A 15,648-nucleotide genomic window follows, 5' to 3' on the forward strand; every position below is an offset into this window, starting at 1 on the left:
CTCATGGTCGGACCCAGCCGGCCAGCTCGTCGATGGCGCTCCTGAAGGCCGGGAGCATCGGCTTGAGCCGGTCGGGGTAGACGTCCACCAGGCTGTCGAGGTGGTTGCCGCCCTCGATCCGGTGGTAGCGGAACGGGCGGTGCGGGCCGACCATCTTCGCGTACACGTCGGAGTCGCGCGAGATCGGCAGCAGCGTGTCCAGCGTGCCGTGCAGGGTGATCAGCGGCTTGGTGATCCTGCCGGTCAGCGCGATCCTGGCCACGGCGGCGTACGGCTTGCGCTGGTCGTAGTCGTAGTCCGCCGCGGCGCCCTGGTAGGACGGGTCCAGCTCCTTCTGGTAGAGCTGCTGGGTGAGCTCCCAGTAGTACTGCCGGTGGAACGGCCACAGGAACTCCGAGCCCGCCGCGAACCCGGCCGCCCGCACCCCGGCCTCGTCCGGGTACGCCTTCAGCGCCGGAGGCAGGTAGTTCAGCAGGTTGTCGCCCTTGACCCGCCAGAGCGTGCCCTCCCAGTCCACGCCGCCGTCGTAGAGCCACCCGCGGTTCTCCAGCTGCCACCGCACCAGGTAGCCGCCGTTGGAGATGCCCGCGGCGAACGTGCGCTCGGGCTGCCTGCCGTACCGCTGCCTGACCACGGCCTTGGCGGCCACAGTGAGCTGGGTGACGCGGTGGTTCCACTCGGCGATGGCGTCGCCGGGGCGGCGGCCGTCCTCGTGGAAGTTCACGCCCACGTTGCCCTTGTCGGTGGAGGCGAACGCGTAGCCCTTCGACAGGACCCAGTCGGAGATCGTGAAGTCGTTGGCGTACTGCTCCCTGTTGCCGGGGGTGCCGGAGACGACCAGGCCGCCGTTCCACTCCTTCGGCAGCCTGATCACGAACTGGGAGTCGTGGTTCCAGCCGTGCGTGGTGTTGCCGGTGGAGGTGTCGGGGAAGTAGCCGTCGATCTGGAGGCCGGGCACGCCGGTGGGGTTGACCGTGGCTGCCGAGTGCAGCCCGGCCCAGTCGGCGGGGTCGGTGTGGCCCGTCCGCGCCGTGCCGGCCGTGGTCAGGTCGTCGAGCGCGGCGATCTGCGCGTGCTCGGCGCCCGGGACCGTGATCTGGCCGGCAGGTGTCAGTAAGCTCGCCACGAGCGTGAGCGCGACCAGCATCTACGCCTCCCTCAGGTGCTCGGCCAGCAGGCGCTGGAACTCTTCCGGGTACTCCAGGTGCGGGCTGTGGCCGCAGTCGTCCAGGACGGCCTCGCGGTATCTCCCGTACCGCTCCAGCACGGCCCTGGTCTGGCTCACCATGGGCTGGGCCGGGGTGCCGGGGGAGCCGGGCACCACGCCGAGCGCGCCCAGGTGGGCCAGGTCGAACAGCGAGGCGTCCGAGACGATCACGTCGTCGGCACCCCTGATCCACAGGATCGGCGGCTTGGGGTCGATCGCGTGCAGGTCGTCCACGCGGAAGTGGGTCGGGGCCAGGGCGTTGAGCACGCCCGTCTTGCCCGGCGCCACGCCCGGCCACGCGCCGGAGGTGGCGGCGTCGCCGGGGTAGTGGGACTCGCCCACGCGCGTGGTGAGCATCGCCCGCACGTAGAAGTCCTCGTCGGGGACGGGGTGCTTGACGTAGGACGAGCGGAAGACGTTCCGGGGCGAGGCGGGGGCCTCCTCCGACAGGTCGCCCGCGCCGAGCCTGGACACGAAGTCGGGGTTGGCCGCCCCGGCGCCGGCCCCCGTCCCGTCAGGGTGCGTCAGCCGCCCGTCAGGGCCCTCTGTGCCGCCGTAGCCGTACGGGGAGACCGGGTTGACCAGGGTGAGGCTCCTGACGGCCGCAGGGCGGTCACGCAGCGCCTGGAGGACGACGCCGCCGCCCATGCTCCAGCCGACCAGGTGCACCCCGTCCAGCTCCATCGCGTCCAGGAGCTCCAGGAGGTCGTCGGAGTAGTCGCGCAGGCCCCTCGTGGCGTCCACGGGCGCCGGGTCGGTGTCGCCGAACCCGCGCAGGTCCACCGCCAGCGGCCGGAACCCGCCGGGCAGCGCCGCCATGGCGTCGCGCCAGAAGGCGGCGGAGGAGACGTTGCCGTGCACGAACAGTACGGGCTCGCCGGTGGTCCTGCCCTCGACGGTCAGGACGTGCTGGGTGAGTCTCGGCGTGGTGACCTTCATTTCGCGTGGATCCTTTCGGCGAGGTCGCTGCCCCGAGTCTCGCGGGCGGCGTAGACCGCGACCAGGGTGAGCAGCGCCGCCACGCCGAGGTAGGCCGAGATGGGCACGCTGCTGCCGAACTGCTGGAGCAGCGCCACCGCGATGATCGGGGCCAGCGCGCCCGCCACGATCGCCGAGAGCTGCGCGCCGATGGAGACGCCGGTGTAGCGGGTCCTGGTGCCGAACAGCTCGGAGAAGAAGGCCGCCTGCGGGCCGTACATCATGCCGTGGAAGAGCAGGCCGACCGTGACGGCCAGGGTGATGGCCAGGAAGTTGCCGGTGTCCACGAGCGGGAAGAACGCGAAGATCCACACGCCGATGCCGGCGGCGCCCGCCAGGTAGATCGGGCGGCGGCCGACCCGGTCGGACAGCGCGCCCCACAGCGGGATCGTCACGAAGTGGATGCCCGAGGAGATCAGCACCGCGTTCAGCACGGTCGAGTTCTCGATGCCGGTCTGCTTGGCGTAGGTGATGACGAAGACGGTCAGCAGGTAGAACGAGATGTTCTCCGCCAGGCGGGCGCCGATCGCGACCAGCACGTCCTTGGAGTGGTGCCGCAGCACCCCGACGATCGGGGCCCTGGGCTCGGGCGGAGCCTGCTGGAAGACCGGCGACTCGCTGATCGACAGCCTGATCCAGAGCCCGATCAGCACCAGCACGCCCGACAGCAGGAACGGCACCCGCCACCCCCACGACAGGAACGCCTCTTCCGACTGCCAGGCGGCCAGCGCCGCCAGCACGCCGGTGGCCAGCAGGTTGCCGCCGGGGGCGCCGGCCTGCGGCCAGGAGGCCCAGAAGCCGCGCCGCGCCGTGTCGCCGTGCTCGGAGACGATCAGCACCGCGCCGCCCCACTCGCCGCCGAGCGCGAAGCCCTGGACGAGCCGCAGCGTCGTCAGCACCAGCGCCGCCGCCGGGCCCAGCGTCTCGTACGTCGGCAGGCAGCCGATCAGGAACGTCGCCGTGCCCATCATCAGCAGGCTGACGACCAGCAGCGTCTTGCGGCCGATGCGGTCGCCGAAGTGGCCGAAGACCAGGCCGCCGAGCGGGCGGGCGACGAACCCGACGGCGTAGGTGAGGAACGCCAGCAGCGTGCCGGTCAGCGGGTCGGACTCGGGGAAGAAGAGCTTGTTGAACACGAGGGCGGCTGCCGAGCCGTACAGGAAGAAGTCGTACCACTCGATGGTGGTGCCGATCAGGCTCGCGGCGACGATCTTCTTGATGGAAGTGGCCATGCCGGTCACCGTAGGTTGTGACCGGGGTCACTCATATAGCGTGCGGACCCATAGTGTCGGGCGTGTCTGTGTGGCCGAGCCGGTGCAGGCGGAGGGCGAGCTGGATCTCCAGCGCCCGCTCCGGCTCCAGCCAGCCCTCGCCGAGCAGCTTGCCGATCCGGTCGAGCCGCTGCGTGACGGTGTTGACGTGGATGTGCATGGTCTCGGCCGTGCGCGAGGGGGAGCCGCCGGTGCCGAAGTAGGCCGCCAGCGTGTCGGTCAGGGCGGTGCCCCTGCGGGCGTCGTAGTCGATGACCGCGCCGAGCGTCCTGCCGACGAAGCCGCCCACGTCACGGCCGTCGCCGACGAGTAGCCCGACGAAGCCCAGCTCGGCCGCGCCCGCGCCGTCACCGGCCCGTCCGAGCGCGATCAGCGCCTCCGCGCACCGCCGCGCCTCCTGGTAGGCGGCGGCCACGTCCCGTGCCTCCTGCTCCTGCCCTCCTGGCGCGCCGGTGCGCTGCCGCCCCGCTCCCGGCGCTCCCGCACCGGCCGCGGGCTGCCACGTGCCGGGCATCACCACGCACGACGCGCCCGCCGTCGCCGGGCTGTGCAGGGACGACGTCAGCTCGCGGGCCACGCGCTGCGCCAGCCCTCCCGCGTCGTCGCCCGGCAGCAGGAGCACCACCTCGTCGCCCCGCCCCGTCGCCAGGCCGTGCCGCACGGCGGCGTGCGACGACGCCCAGAACGCCGCCCGCTCGCGCTGCCCCGCGTGCTTGGCCACCACCACCACGTGCGGCGCGCCCAGGTCCATGCCCAGCCGCCGTGCCCGGTCGGCCAGCCCCGGCGAGCCGGGCCGGGAGATCAGGTCGTCGAGCAGCTCGCCCCTGACCCGCCCCTCGGCCTCGGCCACGCTCCTGCGGAACAGCAGCAGCAGCGCGCACACCAGCGCCGCCCGCTCCAGGATGCGCTCGTCGGCGTCGTCGCTGCGCAGGATCAGCGTGCACAGCGGCTCGCCGCCCACGTCCACGGACGCGATCAGCAGATCGCCCCTGCGCACGGTACGCCCCAGCGCCCTGGACGCCTGCGCCGCCTCGAACACGCCCGTGTCCAGCTCGCCCACGTCGCCGCTGATGGCCCGCCCCAGGTCGTCCAGCACGGCCAGCGAGCCGCCCAGCACGTCGGTCACCACGGCCGCCACGTCCTCGATGCCGCCGCCGCGCAGCACCAGCGAGGTCATCCGGTCGTGCGCCATGGCGGCCCGCTCCACGGCCTCGCCGTGCTCCCTGGCGGTCCGGTGGGCGTGGGAGAGCTCCTCCAGCGCGTTCCTGGTCTCCTGCAGCAGCCTGGCGTTGTCGATCGCGACGGCGGCGTGCGCCGCCAGGCTGGCCAGCAGCGACACCTCCTCCTGGTGGAACGGCCTGGCGCTGCGGTTGGCCGCCATCAGCACCCCGATCACCCGCTGCCCCAGCCGCAGCGGCACGCCCAGGATGGCGACCAGGCCCTCCTCCTTGACGGCGTCGTCGATGTGCTCCTTGTGCCGGAACCTGGCGTCGGCGAAGTAGTCGGCCGTCGCGTACGGCACCGCCGTCTGCGCCACCAGCCCGCCCAGCCCCGCCCCCATGGCCAGCCGCAACGCCCGGAACTTGGCCGAGATCGACCCGTCCGTGACCCGCATGTAGGTGTCGCCCCGCTCGGGGTCGTGCAGCGTCATGTACGCGACGTCGGTGGCCAGCAACTGCCTGGCCCGGTGCACGATGGCCTCCAGCACGGCGTCGAGGTCGCGCAGCGCCGCCAGGTCGCCGGCCGTGTCGTACAGCGCGGACAGCTCCGCCTCGCGCCTGGCCCGCCGTTTCAGCAGGTCGCGCACCTTGAGCGCCTCGACCTTGGCGCGCTCCAGCTCCTCGATCGCCGCCGCGTCCGCGCCGGCGGCCCTGGCCTGGATGATCGGCCCCTCGAACTCGACCGCGGACGCCTCCCTGGCCAGCAGCTCCAGGAACCGGATGCTCACTAGTGCGCCGTCCAGCCACCGTCCACCGGCAGCGACACGCCGGTGATGAACGCCCCGGCGGGCCCGCACAGGTAGGCGACCAGCTCGGCCACCTCCTCGGGCTCGATCAGGCGCTTGATCGCCGCGGGGGCGAGCATGATGTCCCGTACGACCTCGTCCTCGGGGATGCCGTGCACCTTGGCCTGGTCGGCGATCTGCGCCTCCACCAGCCCGGTGCGCACGTACGCCGGGCAGACGCAGGTCGAGGTCACCCCGTGCGGGGCCCCCTCCAGCGCCACCACCTTGGAGAACCCCTCCAGCGCGTGCTTGGCCGTCGTGTACGCCGACTTGTACGGCGAGGCCCGCAGCCCGTGCACCGACGAGATGTTCACGAACCGCCCCCAGCCCCTGGCGTACATGCCGGGCAGCACCCGGCGCGCGATCAGGAACGGCGCCTCCACCATCACCTTGAGCATCGTGGCGAACACCTCGGGCGGGAACTCCTCGATCGGCGCCACGTGCTGGAACCCGGCGTTGTTCACCACGATGTCCACCGGCTCGTCGGGCAGCGCCGCCACGAAGCCGGGCTCGCTCAGATCGGCCACCACCGCGGCGCCGCCCACCTCGGCGGCCACCTTCTCGGCGGACTCGGCCCGCAGGTCCACGACCAGCACCCTGGCCCCGGCCGCGGCCAGCCGCCGCGCGCACGCCGCCCCGATGCCGCCCCCGGCCCCCGTCACCAGCGCGGTGCGCCCCGTCAGCTCCTTCGCCATACCTCGCCACCCTAAGCGCTCGCCCGGCCGCGACGCATGGGTGCGGGCGACATAGATGGCTGGCCGCCTATGTGGATCAAGCGCGTCTGCTATGGTGAGGGCATGATCGCGTATTCGTCCCAGTGGTGGCCCGCCTCCTAGGCGGACCTCCGGCGATACGCGCACGGCCGCCTCGACGAGGCGGCCGTCACCGTTGCAGTGGGTGCCCCCCGTCGAGCACAGACACGAAGGGGCACTCATGACCACCACCTGGCCACGGATCCTCACCACGCTGCTCGACGGCACCTCGCTCACCGCCCGCCAGGCCACCTGGGCGATGGACCAGATCATGTCCGGCATGGCAACCGACGCCCAGATCGCCGCGTTCGCGATCGCGCTGCGCGCCAAGGGCGAGAGCGTGGCCGAGGTCGCGGGGCTGGCCGACGGCATGCTCGCCAGGGCCTCGGCGATCCGCGTGCCCGGCGACCCCGTCGACCTGGTCGGCACCGGCGGCGACCGCGCCAACACCGTGAACATCTCCACCATGGCCGCCATCGTGACCGCCGCCGCCGGGGCCAAGGTGGTCAAGCACGGCGGCCGGGCCGCCTCCTCCATGGCGGGCGCCGCCGACGTGCTCGAAGCGCTCGGCGTGGTCATCGACCTGCCGCCCGCCGCCGTGGTGCGGGTGGCGGACGAGGTGGGCATCACGTTCTGCTTCGCGCCCGCGTTCAACCCGGCGCTGAGACGCACCTCCCAGCCGCGCCGCGAGCTGGGCGTGCCCACGGTCTTCAACTTCCTGGGGCCGCTCACCAACCCCGCCCTGCCCTCCGCGCAGGCCGTCGGCGTCTTTCACCCGACCATGGCCCCGACCATCGCGGGCGTGCTGGCCGAGCGCGGCTGCTCCGCGCTCGTCTTCAGGGGCGACGACGGGCTCGACGAGCTGACCACCTGCGGCCCCTCGACGATCTGGGTCGTACGCAGGGGCAGGGTCACGCGTACCGGCTTCGACCCGCTCGACCTGTCGATCCCCCGGGCCCGCACCGAGGACCTGCGTGGCGGCGACGCGCGGCACAACGCCGGCGTGGCGCGGGCCGTGCTCTCCGGAGAGCAGGGCCCCGTGCGCGAGGTCGTCCTGCTGAACGCGGCCGCCGCCCTGGTGGCCGCCGACGGCACCCCGCCGGCGGCCGAGATCACGGCCGCGCTGGCGGCCGGCTACAAGCGGGCCGCCGACGCCGTCGACTCCGGTGCCGCGCTCTCCCTGCTCACCCGCTGGGCCGACGCCACCCGGCGGGCCGCCGCCGGGACGGTCAGGGCCTAGTCATGGACAGCACGTCGAGTGCGGCGTCGAGCTGCTCCTCCGTGAGCTTTCCCGCCGCCACGTGGCCGCGCTCGATGACGACCTCCCTGATCGTCCTGCGCTCGGCCAGGGCCTGCTTGGCGATCTTCGCCGCCTCCTCGTAGCCGACGTACTTGTTCAGCGGGGTGACGATCGACGGGGACGACTCGGCGTACTCGCGCAGCCGCTCGACGTTGGCCGTGATGCCGGCGACGCAGCGGTCGGCGAGCAGGCGGGAGACGTTCGCCAGCAGCCTGATCGACTCCAGGATGTTGCGCGCGATGAGGGGCAGCTGCACGTTCAGCTCGAAGTTGCCCGACGCGCCGGCGAACGTGATCGCCGCGTCGTTCCCGATCACCTGGGCCGCGACCATGGCCGTGGCCTCGGGGATCACCGGGTTGACCTTGCCCGGCATGATCGACGAGCCCGGCTGCAGGTCGGGCAGGTTGATCTCGCCGAGCCCCGCGCGCGGCCCCGAGCCCATCCAGCGCAGGTCATTGGCGATCTTGGTGAGCGAGACCGCGACCACCTTGAGCTGCCCCGACAGCTCCACGATCGAGTCCTGCGCGCCCTGGGCCTCGAAGTGGTCGGCGGCCTCCTGGAACGGGATGTCCGTCGCCTCGCGCAGCTTGGCGATGGCCTCCTGGGCGAAGCCCGGCGGCGTGTTGATGCCCGTGCCCACGGCCGTGCCGCCCAGCGGCAGCTCCAGCACGTGCTCCAGGGCCGCCGAGACGCGCACGACGCCGTGCTCGACCTGCGTGGCGTACCCGCCGAACTCCTGACCCAGCGTCACCGGCGTCGCGTCCATCAGGTGCGTACGCCCCGACTTCACCACGCCGTCGAACTCGATCGCCTTCTCCCTCAGCGCCTGCGCCAGGTGCCTGAGCGAGGGCAGCAGGTGGAAGGTCACCTCGGTGGCCGCCGCCACGTGGATCGAGGTGGGGAACACGTCGTTGGACGACTGCGAGGCGTTCACGTGGTCGTTGGGATGCACGGGACGGCCCAGCCGCTCCTCGGCCAGCGTCGCGATCACCTCGTTGGCGTTCATGTTGGACGAGGTGCCCGAGCCGGTCTGGAAGACGTCGATCGGGAAGTCGGCGTCGTGCTCGTTCTCCGCCACGTCGGCGGCGGCCTGCGCGATCGCCTCGGCCAGGTCCTTGTCGATCACGCCGAGCTCGCCGTTGACCTCGGCCGCCACCGCCTTGATCAGGCCGAGCGCGGCGATGTGCGACGGCTCCAGGGGCCGGCCTGAGATCGGGAAATTCTCCACTGCCCGCTGGGTCTGCGCGCGCCACTTGGCGCCAGCCGGCACGCGTACCTCGCCCATCGAGTCATGTTCGATCCGGAACTCACTCATGACTTCCAGTCTGACCCACGGCGGTCTGAACGGCCCGGAGGCACCCGCCTCAGCTCGAGAACAGGGCCACGATGAGTACGGCGATCACCACGGCCGCCGCTGCCGCCACCGCCATGAGCACCAGCATGCCGTTGCGGTTGCCCGCGGGGCGCTTCTCCTCCGGCGGGCCCGCGATCGCGAACAGGTCCGTGCCCAGGCCGTGCCCGCCGAACTGCTGCCCCTGGAGGCTCTGCTGATGGGGCAGCTGCGGCGGGGGTCCGGACTGCGGCTGGGGCTGGCCGGGCGGGGGAGCGGGCACCGGATAGACCTGCTGGCCGGGGGATCCCTTCGGGATGCGGGTCGTCGCGAAGGAGCCCTCGTCGGCGGGGCGCTGCGGCCTTCCGCCCTGCTCCTGCGCCCCGGGGAACGGGCCCTTGGGGCGCGAGATGCTGACCGTCCGCTCGGGGTCGTAGTCGCCCTCGGTACCTGGGGCCTGGCCCGCGTTCGGGGCGAAGGGCTGCTGCCCCTGCCCGTGGCCGCCGCCGGCGGCCTGCGGCACGGTCGGCGCGTTCGGCCCGTGCGCCGGCCCCTGCGGGCCAGCCGCGTGCGGGCCTGTGGGGGCGCCGGGTCCCGGGGCAGGCCGCGGTCCCGCCGGACCGCCGGGTCCCGCCGCGGGCTGCGGCCCTGAGTGGCCGCCGGCTCCCGGCGCGGGCTGCGGCCCTGACTGGCCGCCGAATCCCGGGGCAGGCTGCGGCCCTGAGGGGCTGCCACGTCCGGGCGCCGACTGCGGCCCTGGCGCGGGCTGAGCCCCTGACGGGGTGCCCGGGCCCTGGGCGCCCGCCGGGCGCTGTCCGGGCGGCGTGTGGGCGGCAGGGGGCCCGCTGAAGGCGTTCGGCCCGGTGGGTGCCTGAGGCCCGCTCATGCCCTGCATCGCGTGCCCCACACCGGAGGCCCCCGGCCCACCGGCGGGCACCGGGCCGCGGCCCTGAGGCCCGCCGGGTCCCTGCCCAGGAGGTCCGTAGGGCGGCTGGCCGGCCGGGCGCTGGGCGCCTGGGGCCGGGTTCTCGGGGGTGGCGAACGGATCGGGCAAAGCGGCCTCCTGCGCCATAAGAGCCTCGGCCGTCAGCACCGGCATCTCGCTCGTGGGGGTGTCGGCGACCATGCGCAGCAGGGTCTCCGCCTTGGCAGCGTTCAGCCGCTGCCGGTAGTCCTTGTTCAGCAGCCCGTTCAGCACGGGCCTGAGCTGCCCCGCCTGCGTGGGCGGGTCGGCGCTCTCGGTGAGCAGCGCCGCCAGCGTCTCCGCGATCGTGGACCGCTCGTACGCCGGCCGCCCCTCGACGGCGAAGTAGAGCGTGGCGCCGAGCGACCAGATGTCGGACTCGGGGCCGGTGTACTCACCCCTGGCGCGTTCCGGCGCGGTGTAGCCGGGCGAGCCGATCACCATGCCGGTCTTGGTCAGCCGGGAGTCACCCTCGGCCTTGGCGATGCCGAAGTCGGTCAGCACCACGCGCCCGCTCTCGGTGATGAGCACGTTGCCGGGCTTGACGTCGCGGTGGGTGATGCCCTGGGCGTGCGCCGCGCGCAGGGCCCCGAGCAGGTCCACGCCGATCTCGGCCACCAGCCGCGGCGGCAGCGGCCCCTCCTCCTCGATGACCTGCTCCAGCGAGCGGGCCTCGATGAGCTCCATGATGATCCACGGGCTGTTGTCCTGGATCAGCACGTCATGGATGGAGGCCACGGAAGGGTGGCTGATCCGGGAGGCGATGCGGCCCTCGCGCACCATACGTTCGCGCAGCTCGGCCCGCTGTTCCTCGGTGAGACCCGGGTCCTGGCGGATTTCCTTGACCGCCACCTCGCGCCCGAGCGCGCGGTCGCGGGCCCGCCACACGGTGCCCATCGTGCCCCGCCCGAGCGGGGTGATGAGCTCGTAGCGCTCCGCGAGCAGGCGTGTCTGCTGTTCCGGCATGAGAAGAAGATATCGATTCTCGCTTGGGAAGTGCTTTACCCTCGCTTGCGAAGTTCTCTTGGCCAGAACCGCCGAGGAAGGCACAACTTTATCACCGTCGCTTTGAAACGGGCATAAGCCGACGGCGCCGGACGCGGTTCGACCCGCTTCCTGTGCACGCCCTCGCCTGGTTTGCGTTCCTGCCGGGGCGAGGGCACGTTCACGGAGCCCGCCGGCGGATCCGCCCTGTGCAGCCCGCGGTGCGCGGGCCTGCGCACGAAAGGGGGCTGCGGGATCGTGATCGACGGCGAGGGGCGGGCCGGCCTGCGCGGAGTCAGCGGCTCCTCCGCCGAGCCGCCCGCGGCGACCCTGGTCAGCATGAGCGAGGCGCGCACGGAGTCGAGCCTGGTCGCGGGGTCGATCCTGAGCAGCGCGTCGAGCACGGGCGCCAGCGGGCCCGCCTTGGTCATCGGGATCGGCTCGCCGCTGGTCAGTGCCGCGAGCGCGGCGGCGGCCGTACGCCTGCCGTGCAGGCCCCTGCCCTCGACGGCGGTGTAGAGGGTCGCGCCGAGCGACCACAGGTCGCCGGCGGGGCTGGCCTTCGAGCCGAGCACCCGCTCGGGAGCGATGTAACCGGCGGACCCGAGAACGATGCCCGCCTGGGTGATGGAAACGTCACCCTCGAGTGCGGCCAGGCCGAAGTCGGTGAGCACCGCGCGGTCCTCCGTCACCAGCACGTTGCTCGGCTTCACGTCGCGGTGCAGGATGCCCTTGGCGTGCACGGCGCGCAGCGCCCCCAGGATCTGCCGGCCGATCTCGGCGGCCTTGCGCGGGTGGAGCGGTCCTTCCTCCTGGATGAGCTGCTCCAGGGACTTGGCCCGCAGCAGCTCCATCACGATCCACGGCCGGTCGTCCTCGGTGACCACGTCGAAGACGGTGATCACCGACGGGTGCGCGACCATCGCGGTCGCCCGGCCCTCGCGCTCGGTGCGCGCGCACAGCTCGGCACGCAGCTCCTCGTCGAGGACCGTGGGCAGCCGTACTTCCTTGACCGCCACGTCCCGGTCGAGCAGCTCGTCATGTGCCCGCCAAACGGTGCCCATGCCGCCGCGACCAACCGGCTCCACGAGCCGATAGCGCGCGGCGAGTAGGTAACCGGAGGGCGCACGCATGCCAGGCAGCTTACCTATTTGTGTAAACCGACCAGTAGAGGCGGGGCCGATAATTTGTTGCGAACTTAAGTCAAGCCGCCTGACTCGTCACGTCAGCAAACGTCCTGGCCACATCATCCCAGTTGATGAGGCCCCGCAGTTTCTCCGCGTGATCCGGACGGGCGCGTCGCGATACCGAAGGTAGTACGCCTGCCCCGGTGCGTCGAACACGAGCGGCGGCGTGGTGTTCTCCCATCGGTCACGGTTCAGTGACGGGCTCGCGGCCCGCGGCTCCCGGGCCCGCCCGGGCTCCCGCGCGCGGGCAGGTTCGCGCCGCCCGCGCGAGCGCTTTACCCGCGACCACTCTCCGCGCGTTTCCGCAGCTCATGTGCCGTTTGTGTCGATCGGCACAACGACAGGCCGAAAATTTGTGCATGATGCCTGGTAGGGGACATTCAGGCGTACGGCAGGCTGACTGACAGGAACCACGGGGCGCCGTCAGCGACTTGTAAGGGTGCCGTAAGGGGACGGGGGCATGGTTAGGACCAGGAAAGAAGGCCGAACGCCCTCGCTGACCGTCATCCAGGAAACTGTCGGTGCCGAACGTCAGACTGAGAGCAGAACGCCCGAGGGTCCCACCGATGAAGTCAGACCACTAAGGACGTGATGAGGATGCGCCAGATCCAGGTTCGCCGCCGGCCGAAGAAGCCGACCAGAGCCGCACTGGACCTCCGCACACCGTCAGGGCGCACGCTGCCCTTTTGAAGACCCGCAACCCGGAGCGCAATCTGAGAGGTGCGCCATGTGCAGTCACAAGCCCGTTTGCCCCAGTGCCGACTCCCCCGACCGCGAGCGGTCGCACGTCATCTCGGCCCACCCCGACCAGGGCTGGAGCCTTCTCTGCAACGGCGTCGTGCTGTTCGATGACACCGGTCTGCTGCTGCCCGACGGCTCCGTCGTGGCACCGCACCGGGCCCCGGTGGCCGCATGAGCATCTCCCCGATCACCGGGCCCGGCGCAGGGCGGGACGCGCCGCCGCCCGGCGCGGCCGATCCCGCCGGCCGGCCTGACCGCGCGGCCGCCGCCGCCCCTCCTGCACCTGCCTGTCAGGCGCCCGCAGGCGCCTGACTCCCCGGCGCCGGCGTCAGCGGCGGCCGATGGACAGGACCGGGCCGGTCCTGTCGGTGAAGAAGTCGTCCCCCTTGTCGTCCACGACGATGAACGCGGGGAAGTCCACCACCTCGATCTTCCACACCGCCTCCATCCCCAGCTCGGGGTACTCCAGCACCTCCACCTTCTTGATGCAGTCCTGCGCCAGCCGCGCCGCGGGCCCGCCGATGGACCCCAGGTAGAAGCCGCCGTACTGCTGGCAAGCCTCGGTGACCTGCTTGGACCGGTTCCCCTTGGCCAGCATCACCATCGACCCGCCCGCCGCCTGGAACCGCTCCACGTACGAGTCCATGCGCCCGGCCGTCGTCGGCCCGAACGAGCCCGACGCGTAACCCTCGGGCGTCTTGGCAGGACCGGCGTAGTAGACGGCGTGGTCCTTGAGGTACTGCGGCATCTCGCCACCGTTGTCCAGCAGTTCGGCGATCTTGGCGTGCGCGATGTCGCGGGCGACCACCAGCGGGCCCGACAGGGACAGGCGGGTCTTGACCGGGTACTTGGTGAGCTCGGCGAGGATCTCGGGCATCGGCCGGTTGAGGTCGATCGCGACCACGTCGTCCGACAGGTGCTCGTCGGTGGTCTCGGGCAGGAAGCGGGCCGGGTCGGTCTCCAGCTTCTCCAGGAACACCCCCTCCGGCGTGATCTTTGCGAGGGCCTGGCGGTCGGCGGAGCAGGACACGGCGATGGCGACCGGGCAGGAGGCCCCGTGCCTGGGCAGGCGGATGACGCGCACATCGTGGCAGAAGTACTTGCCGCCGAACTGCGCCCCGATGCCCAGCTTCTGCGTCAGCTCGAAGACCTTGGCCTCCATCTCCAGGTCCCTGAACCCGTGCCCGGACGGCGAGCCCTCCGTGGGGATCGAGTCGAGGTAGCGGGCGCTGGCGTACTTGGCGGTCTTGAGGGCGTACTCGGCGGAGGTGCCGCCCACGACGACGGCCAGATGGTACGGCGGGCAGGCCGCCGTGCCGAGCGAGCGGATCTTCTCCTCCAGGAAGGCCATCATGCGCTTCTCGTTGAGCACGGCCTTGGTCTCCTGGTACAGGAACGACTTGTTGGCCGAGCCGCCGCCCTTGGCCATGAACAGCAGCTTGTACTCGTCGGGGTGCCCGTGGGGGTCCTCGGCGTACAGCTCGACCTGGGCGGGGAGGTTGTCGCCGGTGTTCTTCTCCTCCCACATGGTGATGGGGGCCATCTGGGAGTAACGCAGGTTGAGCTTGGTGTAGGCGTCGTACACGCCGCGCGAGATGTGCTCGGCGTCCTGCCCGTCGGTCAGCACGTGGCGGCCGCGCTTGCCCATGACGATGGCGGTGCCGGTGTCCTGGCACATCGGCAGCACGCCGCCGGCCGAGATGGAGGCGTTCTTCAGCAGGTCGAGGGCGACGAAGCGGTCGTTGCCGCTGGACTCGGGGTCGTCGACGATCTTCCTGAGCTGGGCGAGGTGCGAGGCGCGCAGGAAGTGCGAGATGTCGTGCACGGCCGTCTCGGTGAGCAGGCGCAGCGCCTCGGGGTCGACTTCGAGGAACGTACGCCCGGCCGCCTCGACCTTCCGCACCCCCTCCGAGGTGATCAGCCGGTATTCCGTCTCGTCGGCTCCAAGCGGCAGCAGGTCGGTGTAGTCGAACTCGCCCATGTCCATCCTTTCGGTCGCACAAGAGATTACGCGCACCGATAGGAGGGGAGGGCCGTCAGGCCTCGGACGGCCGCACCGCCGCCCGCGCGCCCGCGCGTTCCGCGCTCAGGCCGATCAGGATGCCGGCGACCACCAGGCCGGCGCCCAGCAGGTCGTACGCGGTCGGCATGGCCACCCCGAGCACGGCCCCCGTGACGATGGCCGCCACCGGGATGAGCCCCGCGAACAGCCCGGCCCGCCCGGGCCCCAGCTTGGGCAGCGAGGTGTACCAGAGGAAGAACGCCACCACGGTCACCACGACCGCCAGGTAGGCGAACCCGAGCGCCTCGGCCAGCGTCGGCACCCTGAGCATGCCCGTCCCCGCGTCGGCCAGCCCGACCACCGCCAGCATGGGCACGGCCAGCGTCGTCGAGTACGCCGACACCCGGATCGGCCCCAGCTTCGGCAGCAGGGGGATCGCCAGCAGGGAGAAGCTCACCTCGCCCACCAGCGCGCCCAGCGCCCACAGCAGGCTCTCCTGGGTGCCGCTGCCGAGCCCAGTGGCCAGCGTCGCCCCCGCCACCACCACGCCGGCCCCGACCAGCAGCCGGGGCGCGGGCCGCCCGCCCGCCAGCGCCAGGGCCAGCGGCACGGTGCCCAGCACGGTGCCCACCAGCGCCGGCCCCGAGGCGCGGGTGGACTCCACCACGGCCACGTTGAAGAACACCAGGCCCAGCAGCGTCAGCCCGAGCAGGCAGAGCGACTCGCGCCACGTCATGCGGACGAACCGAAGGCCGAGCACTCTCGTTATGACAAGCAGGATGACCGAAGCGACGAGATACCGGACCGCCTGGCCGCCGTATATGGGGTATGCGCCGACCAGTCCGGAGACCCCCGCCAGCGTCCCGACCAGGAACATGGCCGCGGCGGCGCCCACGATGCCGTTTTTCATGCCGTTTCTCATGCGAA

Annotated in this window: 12 protein-coding genes; 2 read left to right on the top strand and 10 right to left on the bottom strand. The window is 72.0% G+C overall.

Features of this window, described 5'->3' with window-relative positions:
- Window position 1: 1 nt before the first annotated feature.
- From HD593_RS04310 to HD593_RS04330, 5 genes are read right to left on the bottom strand one after another with little or no spacing between them, the layout of a single operon-like run.
- The gene (locus tag HD593_RS04310) at window positions 2-1,147 is read right to left on the bottom strand and encodes a tannase/feruloyl esterase family alpha/beta hydrolase (protein ID WP_185100821.1); all 1,146 of its coding nucleotides are present in this window, start codon (window positions 1,145-1,147) and stop codon (window positions 2-4) included.
- The gene (locus HD593_RS04315; RefSeq protein WP_185100822.1) at window positions 1,148-2,146 is read right to left on the bottom strand and encodes an alpha/beta fold hydrolase; all 999 of its coding nucleotides are present in this window, start codon (window positions 2,144-2,146) and stop codon (window positions 1,148-1,150) included.
- On the bottom strand, window positions 2,143-3,417 hold the full coding sequence (locus HD593_RS04320; protein WP_185100823.1) for an MFS transporter: 1,275 nt from the start codon (window positions 3,415-3,417) through the stop codon (window positions 2,143-2,145). Before HD593_RS04320 ends, HD593_RS04315 begins: the two co-directional genes overlap by 4 nt.
- Window positions 3,418-3,448: 31 nt before the next feature.
- Complete coding sequence (locus HD593_RS04325) at window positions 3,449-5,404, bottom strand: helix-turn-helix domain-containing protein (RefSeq protein ID WP_312903348.1); 1,956 nt, start codon at window positions 5,402-5,404, stop codon at window positions 3,449-3,451.
- Window positions 5,404-6,156, bottom strand: a complete 753-nt coding sequence (locus tag HD593_RS04330; RefSeq protein WP_185100824.1) for a 3-hydroxybutyrate dehydrogenase — start codon at window positions 6,154-6,156, stop codon at window positions 5,404-5,406. The genes HD593_RS04325 and HD593_RS04330 overlap by 1 nt, the downstream gene beginning before the upstream one ends.
- Before the next feature lie 238 nt (window positions 6,157-6,394).
- Between HD593_RS04330 and trpD the strand changes: the two genes are divergently transcribed.
- A complete protein-coding gene (trpD, locus tag HD593_RS04335) occupies window positions 6,395-7,453 on the top strand; it encodes an anthranilate phosphoribosyltransferase (protein ID WP_185100825.1) in 1,059 nt (352 codons plus the stop codon).
- Here trpD and HD593_RS04340 read toward each other — a convergent pair.
- The 3 genes from HD593_RS04340 to HD593_RS04350 are packed head-to-tail and all read right to left on the bottom strand — an operon-like array spanning window position 7,443 to window position 11,924.
- Window positions 7,443-8,828 (bottom strand): class II fumarate hydratase, encoded by a 1,386-nt coding sequence (locus HD593_RS04340; RefSeq protein ID WP_185100826.1) that lies wholly within the window; start codon window positions 8,826-8,828, stop codon window positions 7,443-7,445. The two genes, trpD and HD593_RS04340, sit on opposite strands and share 11 nt — an antisense overlap.
- 49 nt (window positions 8,829-8,877) lie before the next feature.
- Complete coding sequence (locus tag HD593_RS04345; RefSeq protein ID WP_185100827.1) at window positions 8,878-10,773, bottom strand: serine/threonine-protein kinase; 1,896 nt, start codon at window positions 10,771-10,773, stop codon at window positions 8,878-8,880.
- 35 nt (window positions 10,774-10,808) lie between these two features.
- Complete coding sequence (locus HD593_RS04350; RefSeq protein ID WP_185100828.1) at window positions 10,809-11,924, bottom strand: serine/threonine-protein kinase; 1,116 nt, start codon at window positions 11,922-11,924, stop codon at window positions 10,809-10,811.
- Between the two features lie 781 nt (window positions 11,925-12,705).
- On the opposite strand from HD593_RS04350, the gene HD593_RS04355 reads away from it, so the two are divergent.
- On the top strand, window positions 12,706-12,894 hold the full coding sequence (locus HD593_RS04355) for a DUF5999 family protein (protein WP_185100829.1): 189 nt from the start codon (window positions 12,706-12,708) through the stop codon (window positions 12,892-12,894).
- 153 nt (window positions 12,895-13,047) lie between these two features.
- Here the strand turns inward: HD593_RS04355 and HD593_RS04360 are convergent, their stop codons facing one another.
- A complete protein-coding gene (locus HD593_RS04360) occupies window positions 13,048-14,700 on the bottom strand; it encodes a fumarate hydratase (RefSeq protein WP_185100830.1) in 1,653 nt (550 codons plus the stop codon).
- 55 nt (window positions 14,701-14,755) lie between these two features.
- Window positions 14,756-15,643, bottom strand: coding sequence for a DMT family transporter (locus HD593_RS04365; RefSeq protein ID WP_246546276.1), 888 nt, complete (start codon window positions 15,641-15,643; stop codon window positions 14,756-14,758).
- Window positions 15,644-15,648: the final 5 nt, after the last annotated feature.

This window comes from Nonomuraea rubra (genome assembly GCF_014207985.1).
Lineage (GTDB): Bacteria > Actinomycetota > Actinomycetes > Streptosporangiales > Streptosporangiaceae > Nonomuraea > Nonomuraea rubra.